Origin of the sequence: Moraxella sp. HMSC061H09, assembly GCF_001809255.1 — a bacterium.
GTDB classification, from domain to species: Bacteria; Pseudomonadota; Gammaproteobacteria; order Pseudomonadales; family Moraxellaceae; genus Moraxella; species Moraxella catarrhalis.
In genome coordinates this window covers 1-26,867 of record NZ_KV796839.1, presented here as the reverse complement: position 1 = coordinate 26,867, position 26,867 = coordinate 1, and the positions used below count along the sequence as shown (strand labels likewise).

Here is a 26,867-nt window from a genome sequence, read left to right as displayed (position 1 = left end):
CATTTAGCCTATACGGATAATCTCATTTGCCCGTTTATCTTGAATGTCTTTGACTTGAGCACGCACCATCGCCTCAATCTCATCTACCAATTTTTTGGTATCAATCAGATGGCTTTTTGCACCATGTTTATAAACCAAACTATTGGGGCTGGCTCCCACGACACCGATCGTCGCTTCTTTGGCTTCACCTGGCCCATTGACTTTACAGCCAATAACTGACAGATCCAGTGGCTCACGCACATCCTCTAAGCGAGCTTCAAGCTCATTCATCACTTTGATCACATCAAACTCTTGACGGCTACAACTTGGACAAGCAATAAAATTGACGCCATTACTACGAATACCCAGTGATTTTAGAATGTCAAAGCCGATTTTAATCTCTTCTTCTGGTGCTGCCGCCAAAGAGATACGCATGGTATCGCCAATGCCATCAAGTAGCAAACCGCCCAAAGCAATGGCAGATTTAACCGTGCCAGTGCGATATACACCCGCTTCGGTAACGCCAAGATGCAATGGATTATCAATTTGTGCTGAAATCAATCGATACGCATCAAGGGTTAAAAATACATTGGAGGCTTTGACTGAGATTTTATAATTCTGAAAATTAAGATTTTCTAAAATATCAATGTGGCGTAACGCTGATTCTAGCATCGCCTCACCTGTCGGTTCTCGATATTTTTTTTGTAAATCCTTTTCAAGTGAGCCTGCATTCACACCGATACGAATCGGCACATTATGATGGCGTGCCGCTGCAACCACTTCTTTGACTTTTTGATCATTGCCAATATTACCTGGATTGATACGCAGGCAGTCTGCACCCACATCCGCCACTGCAATGGCGATTTTGTGATCAAAATGAATATCGGCAATGAGTGGAATGGATACGCGTTTTTTTATCTCAGCAAAGGCAGCGACGCTCTCCATCGTTGGTGTCGATACACGCATCAAGTCCGCACCTGCGTCCACGCATCGCTGAATTTGTGCAACTGTTGCATCAATATCACAGGTGTTTGTATTTGTCATACTTTGCACGCTGATGGGTGCATCGCCGCCGATGGCGACATTGCCAACATAGATTTTTTTGGTAGGGCGGCGTTTAATCGGATTGTGTATTGACATGGTGTTACCGTTATTCTTGTTCAATTGACCAAATACATGGCGTGATAATCATCATAAACTATTTATAATCACTTAATAATTTATAATCACTTAATAATTTGTCATAAGACTTTTTGATTTCATCATGTTGAGTGCCTGAAGTTAACGCACGCTCAAGTGCTGATTTGGCGTTATTATAGTCATCTTTTGTTGGTGATTTGGCAGCTTCATATTGATGATAATAAATATATGCCATATTTTCGATGGCTACCACACGCCCTTCATAACCGATGGCTCGGCTAGGTTTATCAAAATAAATCAACGCACCTGACAAGTCCCCCATCTGCACCAAATAAAATCCATAATCCATATAACTTTGCATATCTTTAGGATTTAGTTCAATCGCCTTTTCAAACAAGCGTTGAGCTTTGGTTTGGTGAGTGGCATCCTCCGAAGCTTGATAAATCTTTGCCAAGGTGCGATAGGCAGGTGCAAACTGCCGATCAGCCGATAAAGCAGCATCCAACTGCTGTTTGGCTTGATCAAGCTTACCCATGTCCAGTAGCGAGATTGCAATTTGGGTTCGGATTTGTGCCAATTGCGGATTATTTTTAGGCGGTATTGGTGTACTTTGACAGGCACTTAAAACCAGCCCCATCGCCATTACCATAGGCCACTTTACTCGGATTTTCATGTAGCGTCCATTCTATCAGGCTTTGATATCATTAGTAAATAGATGCATCAATTCATTCATGATGGCTTTGGCGTTTTTGGATACTTTCTTGCCATTTTTTGGCACGGCGTGTACGATCAGCGACCTGACCGACCAGCTGCCCACAAGCAGCATCAATATCATCACCACGAGTCTGGCGAATTGTACAAACAAATCCTGCTTGGTTTAAAATATGACTAAAAGCATGTATCCGATTATTGCTTGAACGCCCATAAGGTGCGTGCGGAAATGGATTGAACGGAATTAAATTAATTTTGCTCGGCAAATCTTTTAGCAAATCAACCAGCTGATGTGCGTGTTCATCAGAATCGTTAACACCTGCCAGCATAACATATTCGATGGTAATGTGTTTTTTGTGGCGAGGATTTTCATCGTACACATAAGATTTGGCAGCCTTAATAAGATCTTTTAAAGGATATTTTTTATTAATCGGCACAAGTTCATTACGAAGCTCATCATTGGGTGCATGTAAGCTAATGGCAAGTGCCACATCAATATCTTTGGCCAAATCATACATTTTTGGAACAACGCCTGAGGTTGAAAGTGTGACACGGCGTTTGGATAAGCCAAATGCATGATCATCAAGCATAAGTGACATGGACGCCACCACAGGATCATAGTTTAATAACGGTTCACCCATGCCCATCATGACGACATTGGTCACACGGTTTTCTCGCTCGGTTGGCGGCACATTTTCCATATAAGACTGATTGGCGACCCAAAGCTGCCCAATGATTTCGCTTGGCGTTAAATCTCGCTCAAAACCCTGCTTACCTGTACTACAAAACGAACAATCCAACGCACAGCCCACTTGCGATGAAATGCATAAAGTCTTACGCCCAAATTGCTTACCATCATCGGCAGGAATCAAGACTGTCTCAACCAACGAACCACCCGCCACCTCAAAGACCCATTTGCGTGTACCATCTTGGCTAAATTCTTTATATTTCACAGTCGGCGGCACGACGCAAGCTACCTCATGTAGCTTATGCTGAAGTTTTTTTGAAATATTTGTCATCTCAAAAAAATCTGTCACACCAAATTGATAAATCCACTTCATCACCTGCGTTGCACGAAACGACTTTTCGCCCAAAGACACAAAAAATGCCGATAATTCATCTTTTGACATACCTAAAAGATTAACTTTCTTGGCTGCTTGGTCGGACTGCTCAGCGGAGGTGATGACAGGAATTTTATTCACGGTACACTCTATACAAGTATTTAATTAAACCCATTATTATACTAAAATTTTGCATCAAAGTCATGCTAATGCACTCAGATATAGATAATAATCAGATACAGATAATAAAAAGCAAACGGATGTTCCATTTGCTTTTTATTAAACATATCATAAAACGGTATCAGTGGGTCAAACCTTGCACACGCTCAACTTGTTTGGCAAAATCTTCTCGGTATTCCAAAAGCTCTTCGCATGTGATGGCAAAAACACCACTACCGCCTTTTTCAAAGGTTAGCCAATCAAACTGAATTTCAGGATAAGCTTGGCGTAGCGCCCACTCGCTATCACCAACTTCACAAACCAACAAGCCATCTTTGGTCAAATAATCAGGTGCGTGGTATAAAATTTGATGTACCAAATCTAAGCCATCTTGACCTGCTGCAAGTGCATGTTCAGGCTCATGCAAAAACTCAGGTGGCAGCTCTGCCATTACCGCTGCATCCACATAAGGCGGATTAGTCACAATAAGCTCGTACTGATTTTCAGCGGGCAGTTTGGCAAATAAATTTGATTCAAGTAGATTGACTTGATGAGCAAGCTCATGATGCTCAACATTTGTCCATGCCACTTCTAGGGCATCTTTATCAATATCTGTGGCATCAATATTGGCATCAGGAAATGCCTTAGCAAGTGCAATGGCAATACAACCAGAACCTGTGCATAAATCCAAAATACGCTCAGGTGCTGCCAACTGCGACTCTTCTAAACCGTGGCTAAAAAATGAGTTTTTGCGTACATCATCGACATCAAAATATGGATAAAACTGCTGATTAATCAGCTCGGCAATCGGAGAGCGTGGAATCAAAACACGCTCATCAACATAAAAAGGCAGCCCACAAAAATACGCCAAATTAATCAAATAAGACAAAGGCTTACGCTGAATGATACGCTCGGATAATAAGGTCAAGACTTCTTGCTTTTCGCTGGGAGTCAGCTTACACGCCAAAATCTGCTCATCTGCCGACCATTCAAGCGATAAAGAATGCAAAACAATTGCCGCCGCTTCAGCAAACTCATCTGTCGTCCCTTGTGCCACAACGACATCATACTGGCGAAGCTTGGTCACCACAAAGCGGATAAAATCACGAATGGTTACCAATGCCTGCTCAGCTTCACCAAGCTCGGTATATAATGTAGCAATCTCCGCTTGGGTGAGCTGACCATTTTCATTCATCGTATAATCAAAGTCATATTCCGCCAAATCGGTGGCGTCAAAGTGGGTATCAATTGTCATCAAGCTGCCTTTTCGTCATGCCCTGTCACAGTGCTATTTAAATAATTTTTATTATAATCAACTTAGCACAAATTTGCCACTGTTTTCATCATGCCAACCAAAATCTTGGTACAATCTTATTCAATAAAAACCACAAAAATACTAAAATTTGGTGAATGTGATTGGTTTTAAACCAAAAAATTGTTAAACTAAAGGTTTATATTAAGCATAAAGTATGCCAAATTTTATCGCATTTTTTGATTAATTTTGAGACCATCATGACCGATAATATAAGATTTTGCCTACCCAAAGGCATGAGCCATAAGACTTTTTTGGCAGAATATTGGCAAAAAAAGCCGCTGCTAATTAAGGGGGGTTTGCCTGACTTGATAGGGATGTTTGAGCCTGAAGATATACTTGGTTTGGCACTTGAAGAAGGCGTGTCTGCTCGATTGATCAGCCAAAGTGATAAAAATATCAATCAATGGTCGCTAAAATCTGCTCCGCTTGATGAAGACGATATCTATCAAACCCCCAAGCTTTGGACAATCTTGGTACAAAATCTTGAGCAATGGTCGCCTGAGCTTGGTGAGCTTTGGTCGCATTTTGATTTTATTCCCAAATGGCAACAAGATGATATCATGGTATCTGTTGCTCCAAAAGGCGGTTCGGTGGGTGCACATTATGATGAATATGATGTATTTCTTGCCCAAGGTTATGGTGCGCGTCGATGGCAGTTGGGCAAGATGTGTACTTCTGATACCCCTTTTGTGCCTAATCAACCAATACGCCTTTTAGATGACATGGGTAAGATTATTTTTGATGAAGTCTTGCAAGCAGGTGATGTGCTTTATGTACCGCCAAGGCTTAGCCATCATGGGATTGCGATGAATGATTGCTTGACATTTTCATTTGGTTTTCGCAGACCCAATCTTGTACAAATTATGGACGAGCTGGCAGATGTCGCCACCAATCACGCCAATCTGTTTCATGTCCTAACCTTACCGCAAGCTGACCAGCCAGATGCCTATGAGCTTAGCCAAGATAGCATTCAAGCACTCAAAGATAAGCTAATTAACCTGCTAAATTCCAAAGAAGGCGATGCGTTATTGACAGATGCCATCGGCGAGCTGGTCAGTCAACGCCAGTATGAATTACTTGCGTTTGAAGATGAGCTTGATGCTGATACACTCAAAACTCGCCTTGAAGATGGTGAGTGCTTGGTATTAAACCCTGCCTGCCGCTTTGTCCATGTGCGTGATGTGTGGTATATCAATGGCGAAAAAGTTGACTTGTCAGATGATGAACGAGCATATCTTAAGCATTTGATTCACGGTGATGCCATTACTGCCGAAGACGCCAATTTACAAAATCTGCCTTGGCTTAGCCAGTGGCTGAATGATAATTGGCTGATTTTGGTTTAATATGATTTTGGTTTAATATTATGTTAAGCGTCATTCGTATGCTGATGCTATTTATGATCCTTTTGTTGATTGGTGCATATGTGTTTGGTCAATTCCAAAATCATCATTCAGACAATGTCAATCCCATTCCTGTGGTTTTCTGTGTTTTAGGCACAGTCAGCTTAACTCAAAATTAGAAGATTATGTCCTTTGTACATTTAGGTATTCGTAGCGAATACGCCATTATAGACTCAATTGTCCGTATCAAAGATTTGGTCAAAGCCGCCGTCGCTGATGGTCAAGATACACTTGCTTTGGCTGACTGGAATAATATGTTTGCAGCAGTCAAGTTTTATAAAGCGTGTATCGGCGCTGGTATTAAGCCAATCATTGGGGCTGAGGTGGTGGTTGGTGAGCATAGTGATAAAGATGCAGCTGATGCACGCCACAGCGTCATCCTTTATGCGATGAGCCATCATGGCTACCAAAACCTGATGCGTTTGATTTCAGATGCTTATACCAACCGCCCAATGAATAATCATGGTTCGGTAGAGTTTGAAACACCCGTCATCACCAAAGCGGCTTTGGCTGAATATTCCGATGAATTAATCGCCATCTTAACACATCGCTCAGAGATTGCTCAGCCTTTACTTGGCAATAACCCTGACAATGCCCTGCCTATTTTACAAACATGGCAAGATATTTTTGGCGATAGGCTCTACATTGGCATTCGCCGAGTCAAAGCCAGCGATGATAAGTTTAATGAAAGTGCCATCATTCAAGCTGCTAAGCTTGGCATTGCTATCATTGCACATAATGATGTACGCTTTATTCACGCAAGCCCAACTGAGACAAATGACAAAAATAATACCGTCAGTACAGACTTTGATGCACATGAAGCTCGTGTGTGTATCGCAAATAGCTATACCTTAGCAGATGACAGACGCCCAAGAGAATACACCGAACTTCAATATTTCAAAAGCCAAAAGCAGATGGCCGAGCTGTTTGCTGATTTGCCCCAAGCAATTAAAAATACACGCCTACTCGCCAGTCGATGTAATGTAACTATCACGCTTGGGATTAATGTTCTGCCTGATTTTCCCATCCCAAAAGGTGAGACCATTGAGACTTTTTTTAAAAAAGTATCCGCTGATGGCTTAAACAGACGGCTTGAGAAACTTTATCCTGTTGATCAGCGAGATGATGATTGGGATAAAGTACGCAAACCTTATGATGAAAGGCTTGACTATGAGCTTGATATCATTCTTAAGATGGGTTTTCCTGGCTATTTTTTAATTGTCATGGACTTTATCCGCTGGGCAAAAGCCAATGGCGTACCTGTCGGTCCTGGTCGTGGCTCAGGTGCAGGCTCTTTGGTTGCTTATTCGCTTAATATTACTGATCTTGACCCTTTGAGCTATGATTTGTTATTTGAGCGATTCTTAAACCCTGAGCGTGTCTCAATGCCTGACTTTGATATCGATTTTTGTATCGAAGGGCGTGACCGTGTGATTGACTATGTGGCACAAACATATGGTCGCCAAGCAGTCAGCCAAATCATCACCTTTGGTACGATGGCGGCGCGTGCGGTGGTTCGTGATGTCACCCGTGTTCAGGGTAAGCCTTTTGGTCTGGGTGATCGCATCTCAAAGATGATTCCAAAAACACCTGGTATTAAGCTTGAAGATGCCTTTGATCAAGAACCTCAACTCAAAGAGCTGCTGACCAATCCAGATGCACCAGACCATGAATTGGCTCTTGAGATATGGGAGATGGCCAAAAAGCTTGAAGGTCTCACCCGTAATGTCGGCAAACATGCAGGCGGCGTACTCATCGCACCCAATAGCATCAGTGATTTTTCGGCCATCTATTGTGATGGTGAAGGTCATCCTGTCAGCCAATATGATAAGGACGATGTTGAAGCTGTCGGCTTGGTAAAATTTGATTTCTTAGGACTTCGAAATTTGACCGTACTTCAAGCCGCTGTTGATAACATTAACCAAACTCGTCAAGCTCAAGGTCAATCCTCAATTGATTTAGAAACCTTGCCACTCGATGACGCCGATGTATACACTTCAGTACTTCAAGAGGCCAAAACCAGTGCGGTATTTCAGCTAGAAAGTAGCGGCATGAAAAAATACTTAGCACAGCTTAAGCCCTCAAATATCGAAGATGTCATTGCGATGTGTGCTTTATATCGACCCGGCCCGCTTGAGTCTGGTATGGTGTCTGATTTTATCGACAGAAAGCATGGTATTCAAGAAGTGGCTTATCCCCATCCTCAGTTTCAGCATGAACTGCTGCAACCACCTCTTGAATCAACCTATGGGGTCATCGTCTATCAAGAGCAAGTCATGCAGATTGCACAGGTCTTAGCAGGTTATACCTTAGGTGGTGCAGATATGCTAAGGCGTGCCATGGGCAAGAAAAAACCCGAAGAGATGGCCAAGCAGCGTAGTACTTTTGTGGAGGGTGCGATTGAGCAAAATATCGATGGCGGTTTGGCGGCACAAATTTTTGATTTGGTTGAAAAATTTGCAGGCTACGGTTTTAATAAATCACATTCGGCAGCCTATGGTGTGCTTGCTTATCAGACTGCTTACCTAAAACATTATTATCCAGCTGAATTTATGGCAGCGGTCTTAACATCTGAAATGGATGATACCGACCAGGTGGTTTTTTTACTGTCTGATTGCCGTGATAATTTTGGGTTAACTATCATCCCACCCAGTGTCAATCATAGCCAATGGAAATTTGTGGTCAGAGATGCCAAGACAATTGTTTATGGGCTTGGTGCTGTCAAGGGCGTCGGTGAAGAGGCGGTTAATAGCATTGTCGCTGCACGCAAGGACGGTGCTTTTAAGGATTTATACGATTTTTGTAATCGTGTTGACATCAAAAAAGTGGGTAAACGCTCACTAGAAGCACTCATTAAAGCAGGCTGTTTTGATATTTTAGCCGAAACCTTAAAACCACACTATATCACCGATCACTCAGATTGCAGTTACCAAATTCGCCGTGGCTTGTGGCGGCAGCTCCCCGAAGCAATGGCAGCTGCCGACCAAAACCGCCAAAACCACTTAATTGGGACGATGGATTTATTTACAGATGTCGATGATTCACTATTTGTCGCACCGCCACTTGAAGATGTCTACTGGCAGCCACAAGATCGCTTACGCTATGAACAAGCGACGCTTGGGCTGTATTTAACTGGTCATCCTTTGGATGAATATCGCAGTGAGCTACCCTTATATACTACTGTTAAAAGTGTCGTTGATTTAAAAGATACCGCCAAAGGCTTTGCATGGATTGCAGGCTTGATTTATGATGTGGCATTTTTTGGGGAGCGTATTGTCGTCAAGCTTGACGATGGCAAAGGTCGCATTGAAATGAGCTGCTATGGTGAGACTTTTAATCAATTTAAAGAAGTTTTGACCGCAGGTAAGCGTGTGCTTGGTATTGATGAAGAATACAAACCGTTATACACCAAAGGTGAGCGTGCAAATATGACCATTGCAAATATCGTCATCGCCAAAATCAGCGTCCGAGAAAATGATGATGGTCGGATTTTTACTCGCCTACATCACATTGAGTCTATCGAAAATGCTCGGATTCGCCGACTAAAGGAAATTCATCTAAAGCTTGCTTGTGATGACACTCAAGCACTTGAGGGGATTTTAAGTGTGATAAAAGAAAATAGCCCACCGCCTGAGCTAATCAAACGAGGCTCTCACCCAACTTCAGAGCATGATGATATAGACATCAGTCAAGTGGGCGATTTATGTGTACCTTTATCATTATACTTATATGATGAATGCAGTGTTGCACGCATCCAAACCAATGACCGATTACGGCTATACCCCAGCGACCACAATATTGCTCAATTAAAAAATCATATCACTGATGATCATTTGGTGTTTCGATAATGATGAACGATTTACTCAAATCTTGGCTATCACGCATTCGCATCGTGATGGTTGGTACTACCCTACCTGCCAATATCGGCTCGGCGGCGCGTGCACTGCATACCATGGGCTTAGATGATTTGGTGGTCGTCAATCCACGCTTACCGATTGATGACAGCAGTTATGCCAATGCAGCAGGTGCAGGCATATTACTGGACAAAGCTTGCATCACAAAAGATATCAAACATGCCATTGGTGATTGCACACTCATTTTTGCAGCCAGTGCCCGATCACGCCAAATGCCTAGGCCTGTGCTGACGCCAAGCATGGCTGCACAAGTTGCACTTAAGCAATTATCACAGACTGTCTCAAAAAATACTTTGGCGACATCTTTGGATCATATGAATCAATCAGCTGATGATTTGGTTAATACCTTGCCCAAGATTGCCATTTTATTTGGGCGTGAAGACCGAGGTTTGACCAATGAAGAGCTGTCATTGGCTGATTATCATATCCAGATTCCTGCCAATTTGAATTATCCTGTACTCAATGTTGCCAGTGCCATACAAGTCATCACAGCTACCTTTTTTGATCAATTTGCCAGTACGCTTACACCATCTTCTCTTGTTAGTACCAAGCAGATACAAGGCATGCCAAAAGAGGAATACTCGCTGCCCATACACATACGCAGCGACTGGGATGAGCCTGCGATCACTCAAGCACAGTCAGCCAATCTTGAAAGTGCCATCATCACATTGATGCAACGGCTCAATCTTGCACACGACGATGATCTTAAGCACCTACCAAATCGCTTATCTCGCTTGAATCGTCGCTTGCAACTAGACCAAAAAGAATACGCCTTAGTCCGTGCTTTGATTGCTAAGATTAATCAGAATTTGCCTTAGCTTGGGTGGCATCGCCGTTCATTCAATCATATCGGTATACTAGGCTTGATTTGATAAATCTCACATTCAGCCATATGATGAGAGAAATTTTAGGAAAAATACATGCTAAAAAAACTGTTGAAATTAAAAAACACCATCACAGATGATGTGAAAGCTGTGCTTGCACGAGACCCTGCTGCACGCAGCCAAATGGAAGTACTGTTAACCTATCCTGGCATTCATGCGCGTATCATGCACCGAGGGGCACACTACTTGTGGAATTTGGACCATAAGTTTATGGCCAGAGCGCTTTCTCATTTTAGTCGCTGCACAACAGGCATTGAAATTCACCCTGCCGCTAAGATCGGTAAGCGTTTTTTTATTGATCACGGCATGGGCGTCGTTATTGGCGAGACTGCCGAAATTGGTGATGATGTTACTTTGTATCATGGTGTCACTTTAGGTGGTGTCTCTTGGGAAAAAGGTGCCAAACGCCATCCGACCCTTGGCAACAATGTGGTTGTTGGTGCAGGTGCTAAGATTTTGGGTGGCTTTCGTGTTGGTGATGATGCCAAGATTGGCTCAAATGCTGTTGTCGTAAAGGCAGTGCCAGCTGGTGCCACGATGGTCGGTAGTGCCGCCCGCATGGTCGTCAAGCACAAACAAGAACAAATATCCACCAAACATCACGCACAATCTAAGGAGCTGTTTAACGCTTATGGCTTAAAACCTGATTCCAAAGACCCTGTTGCATCAAGTATTGCAGCTTTATTGGCACATATCCAAGAGCGTGATAAGCAAATCTGTGAACTCACCGCCGCAGTCAAAAAACTAGATCCAAATTTCAACCCCCAAAGCATAAAATCACTGTGCAAAGATGATTTGGATGTTTTTGATGGCGAAGGCTTAGAGCTTGATTATCACATTTGATATGAAAAATCCAATCGCAAAAACAGTCAATCGCTGCAGTTGGTGCTTGTCCGATCCACTTTACATTCACTACCACGATCATGAGTGGGGCAAGCCCATTTATGATGACCAGAGGCTATTTGCTCAACTTTGCCTAGAGTCAATGCAATCAGGCTTAAGCTGGATTACGATTTTAAAAAAGCGTGATAATTATTATCATGCCTTTAATGAGTTCGATGCCATAAAAATTACTCAGTATGATCAAGCTAAGATTGAAGCATTAATGCAAAATACGGGTATTATCCGCCACCTTGGTAAAATCAACGCCATCATCAATAACGCCAAAGCCTACCTTGCCATCACAGAGCATCAAAGTTTTAGTGACTATCTGTGGGGGATTGCAACACCAGATGGCAAACCCGTCATCAACTACCCCAAAACACTTGCCGACATACCCACCCAAAATGAAGTCTCGGCAAGATTGGCAAAAGCCCTAAAACAGCAAGGATTTAAGTTCATCGGTTCAACGACCTGCTATGCCTTTATGCAAGCAGTTGGCATGGTAAATGATCATTTGATTGATTGTGATTTTCGCAAAAAGCCCTTGTATCATCATAGATACGCAGGGCTTAAATATATGGATTGATTAAATTTACTTAGGCTGTTTATAGATTGGATGAATTAGGCTCAGGATGCTTGGCATTTGATTCAAAAATTGTTTTAACTTTATCCATCTGCAGCCCTTCAATCTGTACCGTACGATTCGGAAAGGGAATATCAATGCCCGCTTCATCAAACGCATATTTCACCTGCTCAAGCAAATCTGCTTGCGTCATAAACCAATCGTCATTATTGGTCCATACTCTCAGCACCAAATCCACAGAGCTATCGGCCAATGCTGTGACAATGACAGTTGGTTTTGGGTCATCCAAAACATTTGGATGGGCTTCGGCAAGACCAATCATTACCTTGCGTGCCTCTCGAATATCTGCATTATAACCGATACCCACCTCAACATCTACACGGCGATTTGGCAAGGAGGAATAGTTGATACTAGCAGAGGTCATAATATCACCATTTGGGATAATAATCTCGTGATTATGGGCGGTACGAATACGGGTATTGACTAAGCTAATATCAAGTACTGTGCCAAGTTTACCGCCAATCTCAACCAAATCACCACGCCCAAATGGTCTAAAAATCACAATCAAAACACCTGCCGCTAAGTTTGATAACTGGTCTTTGAGCGATACACCAATTGCAACACCTGCCGCACCCAAGACAGCAACAAATGAATTGGTATTGACGCCCAATTTATTCAAGGATGCCAAAATGACCGTGACCAACATCAAACCATATAACAAATTACCCAAAAAGTTGGCAGCCGTGCGATCCAGTCGGCTTTTTACCATAATGTGTTTGGCAACGCCAACGATGCGTTTACCAATCCATTGACCTACAAAGAAAATCAGCAATGCCAATACCAAACGCCCCGAAAAGTCAATTGCCAGCTGGGTTAGTGTATTGATATCAATTGGTACGCCCAAAAATTGTAAAGTATCATTGGCACCATGCTCAAGGGTATCTTTCGTCAGCCTTGCTGCATCTGTCACAACCTCTTTGGCTGTTTCAGCGGTATCAGCGACTGTACGAACAACGGTATTAGACTCGCTGTTGGCTACTTTATTACTTTGACTCATGACTTTTCCATCAATTCTATTTTTATAACCTTTAAGTCTATTTGCCAAGTCTAGATACTTATCTTACCTATGGCAAAAACCTAACAAATAATTTTATTATTTATTATATCAATTAATTACATAAACTTAGTAATTAGTCTTAATGGCAAATATTTCATACCAAGTCCAATAGGTAACCATGGCCATAGTGGCACATAAGCTTCATCAACTTTGGCTTCAATGGCCTTGATAATGACATCAGCACCTTCATCTTCTTCAACTTCAAAAGGCAGATATTTCGCCCCAATATTTAAATCTGTGCGTACATAACCTGGGTAAATGGTCGATACCGTAATCGGTAACTTTTCTTTGATCATATCGGCGCGAATGCCCTCAGCAAGTCTAGCGAGACCAGCCTTAGCGGCGGCGTAAGTTGTCAAATGACGCGGTAACCCTCGCACCGCAGACATACTTGAGATAACCACCAATTGACCGCTATTTTGACGGCGAAAAATCTGCATTGCCGCTTCACACTGGGCAATGGCGGCAATAAAGTTTATTTCGGCGGTCGCACGGTTAATATTAAATCGACCATGCCCAATCACACGACTGTCGCCTACGCCTGCATTGACGATGATTTTATCAATTTGACCAATTTGCTTGGTAAATTCGCCAAAGACTTCAAAAATCTGCTCGTAATCCGTCACATCCAAGCGTTTGATATGTACCGTAATGCCATAATCGCCCTCAAGCTCAGCCTTGATTGCCTCAAGCCTTTCTAGGCGGCGTGCACAAATCGCCAAATCATAGCCCAAAAAAGCAAACTTACGCGCCATCATCGCACCCAGACCCGAGCTTGCCCCTGTAATCAGCACTGTCTTACCCGCCCCAATGCCACGAATGTCATTTAAGTCTTTAATTTTATTAAAACGGTTGGCGACAATGCGTCCAAATCTATCGGCTTTACTAAACAATTCTTCAAGTTTTTTCATAGAAATTACAACCAAGCTAATCTGCATCATCAAATGACTAAATCGCATATTTTAACGCAGCCAAGCCAAAAATCACAGTATTAATTTATTTAGCTTAAGTTTTCTAAAGACGCTTGGTCATCACTTAAGGTCTGCTAAATTTAGCCAAAGCTTGCCCAAGTAAATTGCCTGTTTTTCCAATCACATCTGTGACGCTGCTACCAAGTTGCTCAGCCAAGCCAATTTTCTCTGCCAAAGTTGGCTTGCTACGAGAATGTAACAAATACGCTTCACAAGCTTTTAGCTGATCGAGCAAATACGCATCTGAAGTACCAATCTCATCAATCAACCCAAGCTCTAGAGCATCTTCACCAAACCACACTTCACCTGTAGCGACACGCTCAAGATCCAGTTGGGGGCGATATTTATGAATAAAACCTTTAAATAACTCGTGAATACGCTCAATATCAGCTTGGTGCTTGGCACGATCTTCATCGTCATTTTCTCCAAAAATCGTGACAGTACGCTTATACTCGCCTGCTGTAAACTGCTCAAATTGCACATCATGCTTTTTCAAAAACTCGTGAAAGTTAGGCAGCTGACTGACAACACCAATCGAACCAATGACCGCAAAATCACTGGCAATAATTTTATCGGCAGTACATGCCATCATATAGCCACCACTGGCAGCAATCTTATCAACACAGATGGTCAGCTTTAACCCTGCTTCTTTGATACGCACAAGCTGTGCGGCAGCCAGCCCATAGGCATGCACTTGACCGCCGCCACTTTCGAGGCGAAGCACCACTTCATCACCACGATTTGCCACACTGATGATGGCACTGATCTCTTCACGCAAATGAGCGACCGCACTTGCCTTAATATCTCCATCAAAATCAAGGACATAAATTGCTGCTTTTTGTGTGTGATCGTCGGTAGACTGCTGGCATTTTTTGTCTAATGTTTTAATATCTTTGAATAATTGACACAATTTATCTTTGAATTTGTGTGATGCACCATGATGCTCAGATTGGATGGTTTTGATTTTGTTTTTGGTATCTTTTTGAGCGTTATTTAGATGGGTAATGTGTAGCTCAATGGGTTTTTTTGAAGTGTGTAACATAATTTTGCCTTAAAATATCAATCAATAAAAGCGTATTTGGTGGTAAATGGGGAAAAAATACATGATTTAAATGCCCAACATAACTTGATTACAAAAATCGCACAAATCAAAAACGAAAGTTTATCATTACTCAATTAAACCTCTTTTTTAATTTTATTTTTTAGACCCACGCCACGCAAGCGACCTCGTCCGTCCACATCACGCACGATGAGCGACCAAGTTTCATTCAGATATACCTCATCTCCTTTGACAGGTTCTGTCTTAAAATACTGCATCATAAATTCTTCGACAGTTTGATTTTTAGCTTCGGTCAATTTATTCACCAAATCTTCATCAATACCAGTCATTACCCCAACCTGTGGCGGAACGGTGAATATATCAAGCGCACTGGCAACAGGCTTTGGTAGGCGACTAGATGAGTTGGTCGCAAGTGAGCGTGCTGCCAAATTATAAAATGGCAAATCTGCAATGCGTGCATGAGGAGACAGTAGCCAATCGCCATAAAACTCACTATTTTTTTGGTATTGGGTGGCGGAATTATTAAAAATTTTGGCAATACTTGGTGCATCATCGCCACGCATGGCATACCAAACCACATCGCCCATCTTTAAGATGGTATCTTCATTCACATTAACAAGCTTATTATGACGCACCAATGCAAATAAGGATAAGGCTTGGGCGTCAAATTTACTCGAGATGGATTGAGGATGGCGACCGATGGCAAATGCACCCTGCTTGACTTCAAATTCATATAAAGTAATATTCGCCTGATCTGCCACCCAAATTTCATGCTCAGCTTTTGGTTCATTATTGGTTGGTACCCACACCCGAAATAAACGAGACATCAGTGGAATGGTTGCACCTTGTACCAATAAGGATAAAATTACCATGCCAAAAGTAATGTTAAATGCCAAGTCAGCACCAGGTACCGCCATCGTCACTGGGATAATGGCAAGCGTGATCGGCACCGCCCCTCGCAAACCAACCCAAGAAATAAAACCGATCTCACGAATGCCAAAACGAAACGGCAACAATGAACTAAATACCGCAATTGGGCGGGCGACGAATAATAAAAAGATAAAAATCAGTAATGAGTAATGAATCACCTCTAAGATGCCTGATGGCTGTACCAATAACCCAAGCACCACAAATAACACCGCTTGAGATAACCAAGCAAAACTATCCATCACACGCAGTACATGCTCTGTGGCACGCACTTTGGTATTGCCAATCACGACGCCTGCCAAATATACCGCCAAAAATCCAGAACCGCCCAAAAGGTTTGTGATACCAAAAACAATCAAGCCAGCAGATAAAATTAAAATGGCATACATACCATCTGCCAAGTAAACTTTTGGCAACATCTTAGATAATGCCCAACCTGACAATAACCCAAGTACCAAACCAATACCGATTTGGCTGATGAGCATAAAAATAATGTCACCAATCCCTTGGCTTGTCGGATCAAGATTCAAGGTAATCATCACCGTAACCAATAAAATTGCCAATGGGTCGTTTGCACCTGACTCAATCTCAAGCGTGGCTTGTACACGGTCGTTTAGCTTGACACCACCATTTCTTAGCAGACTAAATACCGCTGCTGCATCGGTTGAACCCACAATCGCCGCCATCAAGACGCCCAGCCGCCAATCAACATCCAAAAGCCAAGTGGTAAAAATACCTGCCACTAACACCGTTACCAAGACACCTAAGCTTGCCAAAGTTACCGCGGGCTTAAGCCCCACACGGAACGAACGCATTGAAGTACGAAGACCGCCATCCAATAAGATACACGCAAGTGCCGCCTGACCGATAAAGTTTGCCAAATTATATTCAGCAAATTCGATGCCTAAAATACCCTCTTCACCCGCCAGCATACCCACGCCCAAAAAAAACAACAGCAAAGGTACGCCTAAGCGTGCTGAAAGCGTGCTTGTCATGATACTGGCAAATATCAATAATGAAGCAACAACATACAAAATATTTAAGGTGACCATCGATAATTTACAATCCTAAATAAGGCGATTTATTTTACCGCAAATACAACAAAGTTAAGTATCAGTGATTGACTTAAATGTTAAATCCATTCAAACTCACACCATCAAATTAATCAAATCCTATCATAGCCACCTTTTAGATACCATCAAAAATCTTGAAAAATCACCATTTTTATGCAATTTATCCATGATTAAGCGTTAAAAATTTTATCCGTATTCAATTGTAACTTTATTTTTATAGATAGAGAAAAACTTTCTTGCTAATTTTTGTCAATTTCATCAATCAAGTATAGCAAGCTAATCATTGCCAAAAATCATAAATTTATCACGGCAATACTTGCACGAAATTCAATTAAAAGGCATAATGTAGCGTTTAAAACCTTTTAATTTAACATTCTTTTTATGTAATCATTCTTGCAACTGTTTTTATTTGGTTGCAATTTTTGGGGCAAAATTATGATGCGTAGCACCTATTGCGGTCAAGTGACCGAAGAGCTAATTGACCAAACCATTACCATCGCAGGCTGGGTACATCGTCGCCGTGACCATGGCGGTGTGATCTTTTTGGATATGCGTGATCGTGAAGGTTTGTTACAGGTTGTGATTGACCCTGATACGCCCGAAGCATTTGCGACCGCCGATGCTGCTCGCTCAGAATATTTGCTTAAGATTACGGGGCGTGTGCGTCGTCGCTATGAAGGTACCGAAAATCCAAATATGGTCAGCGGTCAAGTTGAGCTTTTGGGTAAAGAGATTGAACTGCTTGCCAAATCAGACACGCCACCATTTCCTTTGAATGATGACAACATCACAGTCTCAGAAGAGCTGCGATTAAAGTATCGTTTTTTGGATATGCGTCGCCCAGAAATGCAGGAGCGGATGAAATTTCGTGCCAAAGCAACCTCAACCATTCGCCGCTATTTGGACGACCATGGCTTTTTGGATGTTGAAACACCCGTTTTAACCCGTGCCACACCTGAGGGTGCCCGTGATTATTTGGTACCATCACGCACTCGCCAAGGCAACTTTTTTGCATTGCCACAGTCACCACAGCTATTTAAACAGCTTTTGATGGTGGCAGGTTTTGACCGTTATTACCAAATCGCCAAATGCTTCCGTGATGAAGATTTGCGTGCTGACCGCCAGCCAGAATTTACCCAAGTTGATATCGAAACTTCATTTTTATCAGATGAAGAGATTATGGACATCACCGAGGGCTTAACCAAAAATTTATTTAAAACCATGCTGGATGTTGAGTTTGATACCTTCCCCCGCATGACTTACGCAGATGCCATGCGTGATTATGCCTCAGATAAGCCTGATTTACGCATTCCCTTAAAACTTATTGATGTTGCTGACATCATGCAACATGTTGAATTTAAAGTATTTTCAGGGCCCGCCCAAGATCCTAAAGGCCGTGTTGTTGCCTTACGCATTCCAAATGGCGGTAACATGAGTCGCAAGCAGATTGATGAGTACACCAAATTTGTTGGTATTTATGGCGCTCGTGGATTGGCATATATTAAGGTCAATGACGCAAGCAATATCAATAATGGCGTTGAAAAAGAATCAGGATTACAATCACCCATCATTAAAAATATGACCGATGAGGTTTTGATTGAGCTGATTGAGCGTACCGATGCCCAAACTGGCGATATCATTTTCTTTGGTGCCGATAAAGCCAAAATCGTCAATGATGCTATGGGTGCATTGCGTGTTAAAATCGGTACTGATTTAAATTTATTTACCTGTGAATGGGCACCGCTTTGGGTCGTTGATTTTCCAATGTTTGAGGAAACTGATGATGGTAAGTGGACATCAGTTCATCATCCTTTTACACGCCCAAAAGGCTCGGTTGAGGAACTCAAACAAAGTCCCGAAACCGCCCTATCCATTGCCTATGACATGGTACTAAATGGCACAGAAATTGGTGGCGGTTCGCTGCGTATTAATACGGTTGACATGCAAGAGGCGGTATTTGATGCCTTGGGTATTTCTAAAGAAGAAGCAGAGCTTAAGTTTAAGTTTTTGATGGATGCATTGCGTTTTGGTGCACCGCCGCACGGTGGTTTGGCATTTGGTCTAGATCGCCTGATTATGCTGATGGTTGGTGCCAGCTCAATCCGTGATGTGATTGCCTTCCCAAAAACCAAGACGGCAGATTGCCCATTGACCGAAGCACCTGCTGAAGTTGATAATCGCCAGTTGCGTGAGTTGGGCATTCGCATTCGTGAAAAACAAAAAGCAGAATAGTCAGTGCTTGGTTTTTTAAGATATGTACCGCTGTCAGTCCTGCATGGATTGGCGGCGTGTGCGTCTTATATTTCCTATCATTGCAGGCTTAGTATTTATCGCAGCATCCAAGCCAATTTAATCTTGGTTCACCCCAAGATGCCAGACGCACAGCGGCAAAAACTCGCCAAACAAATCCTAAAAAATCAGCTCATCAGTGCAGTCGACAGTCTTAAAACTTGGGCAATGCCACCAAAATGGTCTATCGCACAAATTAAAACGGTTCATCATGAAGATATCCTAATCAAAGCACTTGCCAATCCAAGTGGTATGCTTGCCATTGTGCCTCATATCGGCACTTGGGAGATGATGAATGCTTGGCTCAATACCTTTGGCTCCCCTACTATCATGTATAAGCCCATCAAAAATGCGGCGGTAGATCGCTTTGTTTTACAGGGGCGTGAAAGACTAAATGCCAGCCTTGTACCCACAGATGCTAGTGGTGTTAAGGCAATTTTTAAAACACTCAAAGCAGGTGGATTTAGTATCATACTGCCCGACCATGTACCTGATCCATCAGGTGGTGAGATTGCTCCTTTTTTTGGTATTAAAACCCTAACCAGTACGCTGGCGTCAAAGCTTGCTGCAAAAACTGGTTGTGCTCTTGTTGGCTTAAGCTGTATTCGGCGTGAAGATGGCGATGGTTTTGAAATTTTTTGTTATGAATTAAATGATGAACAACTTTATTCAAAAAATACCAAAATTGCAACCACTGCTTTAAATGGTGCGATGGAACAAATGATTTATCCACATTTTTTGCATTATATGTGGAGCTATCGTCGGTTCAAGCATACACCACTATTAAATAATCCTTATTTACTTAATGAAAATGAGCTAAAAAAAATAGCCATAAAGCTTCAAGCCATGTCAAAGGATAGTTATGAGTGATACCAACTACATCATCTGTATGAAATGGGGTACCAAATACGGTGCTGAATATGTCAATCGCTTATATAATATGGTCAAGCGTAATCTGACTTTACCATTTACGATGGTGTGTCTAACCGACAACAGCACAGGCATTCGTGATGAAATCACCTGCTATCCCATCCCAGAGCTAAATTTACCAAGTGATATCCCAGAGCGTGGCTGGAAAAAACTCACCACTTTTAAGCCTGACTTATATGGGCTAAAAGGAACTGCACTATTTTTGGATATTGATATTGTAATCATTGATAATATTGATGCTTTTTTTACTCATAAAGCCCAACATGATGACAGTGTGATGATTATTCGTGATTGGAAGAAGCCATGGCGAATGGTGGGTAATAGTTCTGTGTATCGCTTCAAGGTCGGATATCATACTTATCCGCATTTATTGGAATATTTTGAACAAAATTTTGAGAAAATCCGCAAAGAGGTTCGCCATGAACAAGCCTTTTTATCAAATTATCTCAGAGAACATCACCATTTAGAATATTGGGATTCATCTTGGTGCGTAAGCTTTAAATACCACTGTCTACAAAAGATTCCTATGGCGTATTTTGTACCACCCAAAAAGCCCATCAATGCCAAAATTGTCATCTTTCATGGTGAGATTAACCCGCCTGATGCCATCGCTGGCGGTGGTGGCAAATGGTATCGTCATGTATTGCCAAGCAAATGGATTAAGGATGCATGGCAATGATGACATCATACCACACAGCTGTTATGATGTATTAATCATTTTGTCTTATAATCAGTCATGGCAATCAGATTTTGACACCAGCCTTTGTAAACACAAAGCAAATAAATCAGCCAATACAATTGATAAAAGTATTCAATTAAAAACCCTCTACCAAACAAACGATTTTGATTTGGTTGATTAAATCTGCCGATAAACCTCATCAAAAGGCACACGAAATCGCTCACCCCAAACCCCTTTTTCGGTGCGATAGCCACATGAGATAATCATATTAACTTCAGCCTCTTTGGGTAAATTGAGTAGATTTTTAACCAACTTACTGTCAAAGCCTTCCATCGGACAGGTATCAGCACCCGCTGCACTCATTGCCAGCATAAAAGTTTGAGCAGCTAAAGCACAGCTTTTATGCACCATAATACGCACATCAGCCACAGATACACGATCATAGGTTGGTTTAAATTTTTGGATTGCTAAAAATGCCGCACTGCGTAAACTTGGTACACCAAAAGTTGTACGATAAATTGTCGGCATTAGTACGCCATAATATTTTTGCATACGCTGAATTCTGGCTACTTGCCGCTTGGGTGGGCTGTAGGTTTTGATATTATCACGCTCAAATAATAACGCTGATTTGGCTCTTTGGCGATATAAATCTTGGCGTGTCACAAAAACAACCATTTGTGATGCACTGGCAGCTGCTTGTTGCGACAGGCAAGCTTTGGTAAGTTTTTTGAGCATATCGGGGTTTGTGATATGATAAAATTCATACAACTGCATATTTGAGCTGCTGGGTGATAGCTGTGCAAGCTTTAGGCAATCGATCACCAATGTCGGATCTAGCGGTCTATTTGAGTCATAATCACGCACCGCACGGCGATACTCAACAGCCTGTTTAAATTCCATCAATTTCTCCTAAAACTGTGTAACTGTCAACCACAATCATCAAACACCATCTTAAATTCAGACGAAATTAACGCTTAAACATATCTGCTTGGCGGTTTTTTTTCACATAATCAATCATACAATCACGCAATAATTGACTGGCAGTACGGTTATTATCTCGTGCCGCTTGCTTAAATTGCTCCACCAAATGCTTATCTACACGCATATTAAAAGTCGTCTGCTCACTTTGTTTCATAAAAATCTCCAAGGCTTTGATTATCAATAGATTAATTATCAGTAGTTTAAATTGCACAATTTAGCATAGCTGTCTACATTTTGCAATGACTATGGCGATACATTATTTTTTGTTAGTCATGACAATCGCCCCAAACCAGTGGAGCGATTGATTAAACCAATTTAAATTAGACCCTAAACTGTGGTATCAACGCTGGCACACCAGGGAACATACCTACCGAAGCCATAGCAAGGCAAAGTACCACAAATCCAATGACAGGAATGATTACTCTGCCTGACAGCCCCAACTGACGGCTGCGTTCTTTATCCCCAATCAAGCCTAAGTTGTCAAGCATCATGGTCAGAGACCAACCAAACACAGGATTTACCAGTGCTGATGAGAATACCACAATGCTGGCAGACTGTGTAGTCTTACCCTTACGAGTCATCTCCATGCCTGCTTCGAGCAGTGGCACATATACCGCCACGATAAGTGCTGTTGATAACACAGGTTGCCACACCGCCAAATCCATGGGATAACCCCACACCGCCACCACAATACAAAAAATCGCAGTCAAGGCAGCACCAGCGGGAATCGGACGCTTGGCAATAGATGCAGGTACGATATATGTTCCCCACGATGATGTAAAGTTTGCCCCTCCAAGGACAGAGCCTACCATCTGACGCAATGAACAGGTGATGGTCGTATCATCAATACTCATATGCGTACGTTCTGAGTGTTTGGGATAACTGATTTTTTGGAAAACCTGATGTCCCAAAAAGTCAGGTGTCCACATGGCAACCGCCAATACTGCAAAAGGGAATACCACGATAAACGCCTTCAAATCTGGCAGACCAAGCGTCCAACCTGTACTCTCCCCCCACCAGTACATTGGGCTAAGCGGAGGCAATCCCGGTTCGGTCTTAAACTCAAACGGTGCTCCTAGGATAAATGCCAAAAAACCCGCCAACATACAGCCAATAGGCACAGCAAGCCAACGTTTTTGCCAATGCTCCAATAGGGCATACATGATGATGGTAGATAAAATAATGATAAAGGCGATGTGTGGCAGACCAATGGCATCTGCCCATGTTATCAGCTTTTTGACCTGACCTATTAGCCCAACAAAACCCAGATAGAGCAACAATCCTCCTGCCACCCCATTACTGGTAAGCCGAGTCATGAGACTGCCACCCTTTACCAATGCCAAAATCAGCCCAAACACGCCAATGAGCACACCAAAGGCAAGTGGATGTCCTCCTGCCGCTACCACGATGGGAATGAGTGGAAGAAGAGGGCCATGCGTGCCTGGTAAATTAGATGTCGGTAGGATAAATGATGAGAAAATAAGTACAAAAAATGCAGCAATAATCATCTCATAGCGGACATTTTCTAAAACAAATGCCTCGCCAAGCCCTAGCGGTGCAGCAAAAGCAGCTGCCATCGCACCCACCATCACAATCTTACCAATGGTGCCTGCCATTGCAGGGATAGTATCTTCTAATTCAAAACGGTAATCACGAAACGGTAAATTGATACGCCAGCGACGAGGCTGCATAATTTGTAGTTCGTGCTTTAAATAATCCTCTCGTTTTTCAAAACTTGAGCTAGGGCGATGCAGTTCACGGTATGATTTGTTCAAACTATGATTATCATCGGTGACCAGATTTGAATCACTCACAATATCCTCCTTATTATTGCTATTGATAATTCACCTGCTGTTGCAGTTTTTAGTCTTATTTTAAAATAATCACATGGGATTATAGCTTGCTTTAATACTTCTGTCATGTCTTATTTACGAACTTTATCATATAAAAAGAACAATCCATGGTAAAAGTGGCGTCAAGTCTGGTTACCACTGGTATTCGGCGACACTTTTGTACACATTTTATCTCATCATATCAGTTACTTGAGTATTTGGCTGCTTAGTTTTGCCAAATTATGATAAAATACAATTTATTTTTATCTTATACCTATTAAATGAACCAAATAACCCACCCTTGCCCACTATGTCAAGCAGTAACCACATGGTCTGACAACCCAAACCGTCCATTTTGTTCAAAACGCTGCAAGCTCATTGATTTGGGTGCATGGGCGTCTGATGAGTATTTGATTGCAGGTGATGAACTGCCATCGCCTGAATATCATGAAGTTACAGACTATTAATTAATCATTCAAGTCAACATAAGGATATGCCATGAACAGTCACATCATACCCACTTATGTCCGCCAACCCATCAGTTTTGTGCGTGGCGAAGGTTCATACCTGTACACCAAAGATGGTACGGCTTATTTGGCATTGATTGGCAGGAAAAGGCGGCGACTGTGCTGTGTCAAACCGCTGGCATGGTGCAAGTATTTTTTTGCCAATTCGGGTGCTAAAGCCAATGAATGCGTCCTAAAATTGGCTATTTCATCGGCTTCATTGAATTTAGAATTTAAGTGATTTTATGCCAACCATTCAAGCCACCAAAAGTCACCCAATGATTAATTTGGCCGACGAGATGCCCAGTATTTTATTTGATACGCATCCCAGCCGCCTAAACTATGCTCAGCAACAACGAATCACTCGTTTATGTATCCGCTGTGCTTTACTACTCATGCAATATGGTGCAGAGTCTGTGGTGGTGGTTGATTTAACAAAGCGGCTTGGGGCGGCACTTGGGATTGATGGTGTTGAGTGCGGTTTGTCATTTAATGCGGTCACCTTAACCACTTTATATCAAGGTCGCTGTATCACAACGGTGAGAAATACCGTTCATCAAGGCATTAATGTCAGTATCTTAGTACAAATTCAACAAATTATCTTAAGTGCCGAAAATCATCAAGCCAATCAATCCCATTGTTTAAACACCCAAAGCCATGACGCATGTATCAGTAGCGTAGAACAAGGGTTTGATGCCATCTACCAAACTGTCTATTCTAATCATTTGGTATCATTTTTTGTGGGCGTATCATGTGCCAGTTTTGCCTATTTAAACGGTGCAACATTGGTGATTGCTCTGATTACTTTTATTGCCAGTTTTGTTGCGATGCGATTGCGTATGTATCTTTTAAAGCAACATTTTAATCCTTTTGTCGTCGCTATGATAACGGCATTTACCGCAACTTTATTGGCAGCTTTGGCATATTTTTTAAATTTAGGTACTAATGCTGACATTGCTGTCGCCGCCAGTGTGCTATTACTTGTACCAAGCTTTCCTATTATTAATGCGTTATCGGATATCTTAAAAGGCTATATGAATATGGGCGTAGGTCGATGGATGTTTGCAACCATGCTGACCCTATCAGCCTGTGTTGGGATTGTGATGACCTTGATTTTTCTTAGAATTCCACATTGGGGGCTATGATGGGCATTATCGAGATTATCCAAACAATTGTATTGTCATGTATCATTACTGTGGGCTGGTGTTTAATGTTTACATTGCCAAAGCAATACATCATGCATTGCATGATGGTAACAGCACTTGGTTTTGGTTTAAAACAAGTGATGGTAATTTTTGGTGTGCATTTGGTTGTGGCAACATTCTTTGGGGCGATGGCGGGTAGCTTTTTGGGTGTACATTTTGCTCAGCGTCATGGCCTGCCACCTAAAGCCTTGATTGTACCTAGCTTGATTTGTATGATGCCGGGAATCGCTGCCTATAAAGCCATGGTTAGCATGGTACAAATTGGCTATTTTGGATTTGATATGGATTTATTTATCGTTATGATGCGTCATTTTTTTGAGGCGATTTTTATCATCTCAGCATTGGTTTTGGGGCTGTCCATTCCAGGTATCTTATTTTATCGTCGCAAGCCGATTGTTTAGCAGTTTTAATATCTCTTATTTTAACATCTCTTATTATTACTCAGCTTTGGCTTATAATACTTTATAAAAGTTAAGATAATTTTTTTAGATAAAAATATGGTCTGTTTATACAGACCATATTTTTTGATACAGCAGTTAAATTTAGGCTTTATTTCCAGCGGTAACTGCCACCAACACCACCAGATAATCCACCTGCATCTGACCAGCTTAGACCAATCTTATAAGTTGATTTTCCTGTATCACTTAACCCAGCCGCGCCCAATGATACCGCAGCTTGACCATTGTGATAACCTGAACCAAATAAGACATGATGCTCACCTGCTCTACTGGGCGATGGTAAAGTTGCAATTGCGATAGCATTTGCAATACCTCCAGCTGTTTGACGCTCAACAGCACTAATACGATTATTAAAATGCTGACCCTGCTCTTTTAGTGCATAACCTAATTGATCAATCTTCTGATCCTGACGATTATTTGTCTCATTAATTCGATTTAATCGATCATTTTGAAGAATAAGCTCTTGCTTATTGGTAGCAATACCAGCTTTATTTTTCTCAATCTCAAACCCATTGGCAACAGTTCTATTGATATTTTGTTCAATAGCGGTCTTATTGGTAGTGATATCAGCTTGGTTTTGTAAAATTTGCTTATCTTGAATATCTGCATGGGCCGCAAACCCTTCAAGCTCTTGATTGATGGCTTTATTTTGCTCAACCAATGCTTCACCTTGCTCAATCAAAGTATTTTGATTTTTGGTGAGCGTTTCAAAACTTGCATCAGCTTCAGCTTTGTTTTTAGCAATACGATCAGTATTGGCAGCACTTACTTTTGCCAAGGTTTTGATATCAGAGCTATGCTGATCTTGCTG

The 26,867-nt window shown here is 42.0% G+C and carries 25 protein-coding genes; 13 read left to right on the top strand and 12 right to left on the bottom strand.

The features are described 5' to 3' along the window. Positions 1-3: 3 nt before the first annotated feature. From ispG to prmB, 4 genes are all read right to left on the bottom strand, one after another. Positions 4-1,119: a flavodoxin-dependent (E)-4-hydroxy-3-methylbut-2-enyl-diphosphate synthase gene (gene ispG, locus HMPREF2573_RS02835; RefSeq protein ID WP_003662542.1), complete on the bottom strand. Its 1,116-nt coding sequence runs from the start codon at positions 1,117-1,119 to the stop codon at positions 4-6. Positions 1,120-1,177: 58 nt separating this feature from the next. Beyond that, positions 1,178-1,756, bottom strand: coding sequence for a tetratricopeptide repeat protein (locus HMPREF2573_RS02830; protein ID WP_042510547.1), 579 nt, complete (start codon positions 1,754-1,756; stop codon positions 1,178-1,180). 88 nt (positions 1,757-1,844) lie between these two features. Next, positions 1,845-3,032, bottom strand: a complete 1,188-nt coding sequence (gene rlmN, locus HMPREF2573_RS02825) for a dual-specificity RNA methyltransferase RlmN (RefSeq protein WP_003662538.1) — start codon at positions 3,030-3,032, stop codon at positions 1,845-1,847. A gap of 160 nt (positions 3,033-3,192) precedes the next feature. Further along, positions 3,193-4,305: a 50S ribosomal protein L3 N(5)-glutamine methyltransferase gene (gene prmB, locus HMPREF2573_RS02820; protein WP_070472495.1), complete on the bottom strand. Its 1,113-nt coding sequence runs from the start codon at positions 4,303-4,305 to the stop codon at positions 3,193-3,195. Positions 4,306-4,562: 257 nt separating this feature from the next. Here prmB and HMPREF2573_RS02815 point away from each other — a divergent pair, with 257 nt between their 5' ends. The 6 genes from HMPREF2573_RS02815 to HMPREF2573_RS02795 all read left to right on the top strand — a co-directional run bounded on the left by HMPREF2573_RS02815 (position 4,563) and on the right by HMPREF2573_RS02795 (position 12,031). Further along, positions 4,563-5,708, top strand: a complete 1,146-nt coding sequence (locus HMPREF2573_RS02815; RefSeq protein WP_063454249.1) for a ribosomal protein uL16 3-hydroxylase — start codon at positions 4,563-4,565, stop codon at positions 5,706-5,708. A gap of 20 nt (positions 5,709-5,728) precedes the next feature. After that, complete coding sequence (locus tag HMPREF2573_RS09300; RefSeq protein WP_003660174.1) at positions 5,729-5,884, top strand: hypothetical protein; 156 nt, start codon at positions 5,729-5,731, stop codon at positions 5,882-5,884. A gap of 6 nt (positions 5,885-5,890) precedes the next feature. Then, on the top strand, positions 5,891-9,613 hold the full coding sequence (dnaE, locus tag HMPREF2573_RS02810) for a DNA polymerase III subunit alpha (protein ID WP_070472492.1): 3,723 nt from the start codon (positions 5,891-5,893) through the stop codon (positions 9,611-9,613). Next, entirely contained in the window at positions 9,613-10,497 is an 885-nt protein-coding gene (locus HMPREF2573_RS02805) for an RNA methyltransferase (RefSeq protein WP_003671209.1), read from the top strand. Before dnaE ends, HMPREF2573_RS02805 begins: the two co-directional genes overlap by 1 nt. A 102-nt stretch (positions 10,498-10,599) precedes the next feature. Then, positions 10,600-11,406 carry a serine O-acetyltransferase gene (gene cysE, locus HMPREF2573_RS02800; protein ID WP_003660178.1) on the top strand — a complete coding sequence of 269 codons (807 nt, stop codon included), beginning with the start codon at positions 10,600-10,602 and terminating at the stop codon, positions 11,404-11,406. Then, entirely contained in the window at positions 11,390-12,031 is a 642-nt protein-coding gene (locus HMPREF2573_RS02795; RefSeq protein WP_070472489.1) for a DNA-3-methyladenine glycosylase I, read from the top strand. The genes cysE and HMPREF2573_RS02795 overlap by 17 nt, the downstream gene beginning before the upstream one ends. Before the next feature lie 19 nt (positions 12,032-12,050). Here the strand turns inward: HMPREF2573_RS02795 and HMPREF2573_RS02790 are convergent, their stop codons facing one another. The 4 genes from HMPREF2573_RS02790 to HMPREF2573_RS02775 all read right to left on the bottom strand — a co-directional run bounded on the left by HMPREF2573_RS02790 (position 12,051) and on the right by HMPREF2573_RS02775 (position 17,155). Continuing rightward, the gene (locus HMPREF2573_RS02790; protein WP_003660181.1) at positions 12,051-13,085 is read right to left on the bottom strand and encodes a mechanosensitive ion channel family protein; all 1,035 of its coding nucleotides are present in this window, start codon (positions 13,083-13,085) and stop codon (positions 12,051-12,053) included. A gap of 116 nt (positions 13,086-13,201) precedes the next feature. Next, positions 13,202-14,056 (bottom strand): SDR family oxidoreductase, encoded by an 855-nt coding sequence (locus HMPREF2573_RS02785; RefSeq protein ID WP_003669459.1) that lies wholly within the window; start codon positions 14,054-14,056, stop codon positions 13,202-13,204. 124 nt (positions 14,057-14,180) lie between these two features. Then, the gene (gene sohB, locus HMPREF2573_RS02780; RefSeq protein WP_081278231.1) at positions 14,181-15,158 is read right to left on the bottom strand and encodes a protease SohB; all 978 of its coding nucleotides are present in this window, start codon (positions 15,156-15,158) and stop codon (positions 14,181-14,183) included. Between the two features lie 134 nt (positions 15,159-15,292). Then, positions 15,293-17,155, bottom strand: a complete 1,863-nt coding sequence (locus tag HMPREF2573_RS02775) for a potassium/proton antiporter (RefSeq protein WP_070472486.1) — start codon at positions 17,153-17,155, stop codon at positions 15,293-15,295. Between the two features lie 456 nt (positions 17,156-17,611). Between HMPREF2573_RS02775 and aspS the strand changes: the two genes are divergently transcribed. From aspS to HMPREF2573_RS02760, 3 genes are read left to right on the top strand one after another with little or no spacing between them, the layout of a single operon-like run. Beyond that, a complete protein-coding gene (aspS, locus tag HMPREF2573_RS02770) occupies positions 17,612-19,408 on the top strand; it encodes an aspartate--tRNA ligase (RefSeq protein WP_004463137.1) in 1,797 nt (598 codons plus the stop codon). A gap of 3 nt (positions 19,409-19,411) precedes the next feature. Then, a complete protein-coding gene (locus HMPREF2573_RS02765; protein ID WP_003673233.1) occupies positions 19,412-20,335 on the top strand; it encodes a lysophospholipid acyltransferase family protein in 924 nt (307 codons plus the stop codon). Further along, the gene (locus HMPREF2573_RS02760) at positions 20,328-21,074 is read left to right on the top strand and encodes a hypothetical protein (RefSeq protein ID WP_003664718.1); all 747 of its coding nucleotides are present in this window, start codon (positions 20,328-20,330) and stop codon (positions 21,072-21,074) included. The genes HMPREF2573_RS02765 and HMPREF2573_RS02760 overlap by 8 nt, the downstream gene beginning before the upstream one ends. A gap of 177 nt (positions 21,075-21,251) precedes the next feature. Here HMPREF2573_RS02760 and HMPREF2573_RS02750 read toward each other — a convergent pair whose 3' ends face one another. The 3 genes from HMPREF2573_RS02750 to HMPREF2573_RS02745 all read right to left on the bottom strand — a co-directional run bounded on the left by HMPREF2573_RS02750 (position 21,252) and on the right by HMPREF2573_RS02745 (position 23,869). Continuing rightward, positions 21,252-21,974, bottom strand: coding sequence for a nitroreductase family protein (locus HMPREF2573_RS02750; protein WP_003671197.1), 723 nt, complete (start codon positions 21,972-21,974; stop codon positions 21,252-21,254). A 67-nt stretch (positions 21,975-22,041) separates the two neighbouring features. Further along, positions 22,042-22,209, bottom strand: a complete 168-nt coding sequence (locus HMPREF2573_RS09295) for a hypothetical protein (protein ID WP_003657415.1) — start codon at positions 22,207-22,209, stop codon at positions 22,042-22,044. A gap of 166 nt (positions 22,210-22,375) precedes the next feature. Next, positions 22,376-23,869, bottom strand: coding sequence for a DUF3360 domain-containing protein (locus tag HMPREF2573_RS02745; protein ID WP_003657413.1), 1,494 nt, complete (start codon positions 23,867-23,869; stop codon positions 22,376-22,378). Between the two features lie 299 nt (positions 23,870-24,168). On the opposite strand from HMPREF2573_RS02745, the gene HMPREF2573_RS02740 reads away from it, so the two are divergent. The 4 genes from HMPREF2573_RS02740 to HMPREF2573_RS02725 are packed head-to-tail and all read left to right on the top strand — an operon-like array spanning position 24,169 to position 25,999. Continuing rightward, a complete protein-coding gene (locus tag HMPREF2573_RS02740; protein ID WP_003673235.1) occupies positions 24,169-24,354 on the top strand; it encodes a DNA gyrase inhibitor YacG in 186 nt (61 codons plus the stop codon). A 31-nt stretch (positions 24,355-24,385) separates the two neighbouring features. After that, positions 24,386-24,634: a hypothetical protein gene (locus tag HMPREF2573_RS02735; protein ID WP_003657409.1), complete on the top strand. Its 249-nt coding sequence runs from the start codon at positions 24,386-24,388 to the stop codon at positions 24,632-24,634. A gap of 4 nt (positions 24,635-24,638) precedes the next feature. Continuing rightward, positions 24,639-25,538 (top strand): threonine/serine exporter family protein, encoded by a 900-nt coding sequence (locus HMPREF2573_RS02730; RefSeq protein WP_003673236.1) that lies wholly within the window; start codon positions 24,639-24,641, stop codon positions 25,536-25,538. Then, positions 25,538-25,999, top strand: coding sequence for a threonine/serine exporter family protein (locus HMPREF2573_RS02725; protein WP_003664728.1), 462 nt, complete (start codon positions 25,538-25,540; stop codon positions 25,997-25,999). The genes HMPREF2573_RS02730 and HMPREF2573_RS02725 overlap by 1 nt, the downstream gene beginning before the upstream one ends. Positions 26,000-26,147: 148 nt before the next feature. On the opposite strand, the gene HMPREF2573_RS02720 is transcribed toward HMPREF2573_RS02725, so the two are convergent. Then, the coding region (locus HMPREF2573_RS02720) for a YadA C-terminal domain-containing protein (RefSeq protein WP_210383685.1) at positions 26,148-26,867 on the bottom strand (720 nt) is incomplete at its 5' end.

Excerpts from the sequence above, each read along its gene's own strand:
- HMPREF2573_RS02760 (WP_003664718.1), top strand. The coding sequence starts at position 20,328 with ATGAGTGATACCAACTACATCATCTGTATGAAATGGGGTACCAAATAC.
- ispG (WP_003662542.1), bottom strand. The coding sequence starts at position 1,119 with ATGTCAATACACAATCCGATTAAACGCCGCCCTACCAAAAAAATCTAT.
- aspS (WP_004463137.1), top strand. The coding sequence starts at position 17,612 with ATGATGCGTAGCACCTATTGCGGTCAAGTGACCGAAGAGCTAATTGAC.
- HMPREF2573_RS02805 (WP_003671209.1), top strand. The coding sequence starts at position 9,613 with ATGATGAACGATTTACTCAAATCTTGGCTATCACGCATTCGCATCGTG.
- HMPREF2573_RS02830 (WP_042510547.1), bottom strand. The coding sequence starts at position 1,756 with ATGGGGCTGGTTTTAAGTGCCTGTCAAAGTACACCAATACCGCCTAAA.
- HMPREF2573_RS02740 (WP_003673235.1), top strand. The coding sequence starts at position 24,169 with ATGAACCAAATAACCCACCCTTGCCCACTATGTCAAGCAGTAACCACA.
- HMPREF2573_RS02725 (WP_003664728.1), top strand. The coding sequence starts at position 25,538 with ATGGGCATTATCGAGATTATCCAAACAATTGTATTGTCATGTATCATT.
- HMPREF2573_RS02785 (WP_003669459.1), bottom strand. The coding sequence starts at position 14,056 with ATGAAAAAACTTGAAGAATTGTTTAGTAAAGCCGATAGATTTGGACGC.
- HMPREF2573_RS02775 (WP_070472486.1), bottom strand. The coding sequence starts at position 17,155 with ATGGTCACCTTAAATATTTTGTATGTTGTTGCTTCATTATTGATATTT.
- HMPREF2573_RS02750 (WP_003671197.1), bottom strand. The coding sequence starts at position 21,974 with ATGGAATTTAAACAGGCTGTTGAGTATCGCCGTGCGGTGCGTGATTAT.
- HMPREF2573_RS02815 (WP_063454249.1), top strand. The coding sequence starts at position 4,563 with ATGACCGATAATATAAGATTTTGCCTACCCAAAGGCATGAGCCATAAG.
- HMPREF2573_RS02730 (WP_003673236.1), top strand. The coding sequence starts at position 24,639 with ATGCCAACCATTCAAGCCACCAAAAGTCACCCAATGATTAATTTGGCC.
- sohB (WP_081278231.1), bottom strand. The coding sequence starts at position 15,158 with ATGTTACACACTTCAAAAAAACCCATTGAGCTACACATTACCCATCTA.
- cysE (WP_003660178.1), top strand. The coding sequence starts at position 10,600 with ATGCTAAAAAAACTGTTGAAATTAAAAAACACCATCACAGATGATGTG.
- HMPREF2573_RS02790 (WP_003660181.1), bottom strand. The coding sequence starts at position 13,085 with ATGAGTCAAAGTAATAAAGTAGCCAACAGCGAGTCTAATACCGTTGTT.
- dnaE (WP_070472492.1), top strand. The coding sequence starts at position 5,891 with ATGTCCTTTGTACATTTAGGTATTCGTAGCGAATACGCCATTATAGAC.
- HMPREF2573_RS02735 (WP_003657409.1), top strand. The coding sequence starts at position 24,386 with ATGAACAGTCACATCATACCCACTTATGTCCGCCAACCCATCAGTTTT.
- HMPREF2573_RS09300 (WP_003660174.1), top strand. The coding sequence starts at position 5,729 with ATGTTAAGCGTCATTCGTATGCTGATGCTATTTATGATCCTTTTGTTG.
- prmB (WP_070472495.1), bottom strand. The coding sequence starts at position 4,305 with ATGACAATTGATACCCACTTTGACGCCACCGATTTGGCGGAATATGAC.
- HMPREF2573_RS09295 (WP_003657415.1), bottom strand. The coding sequence starts at position 22,209 with ATGAAACAAAGTGAGCAGACGACTTTTAATATGCGTGTAGATAAGCAT.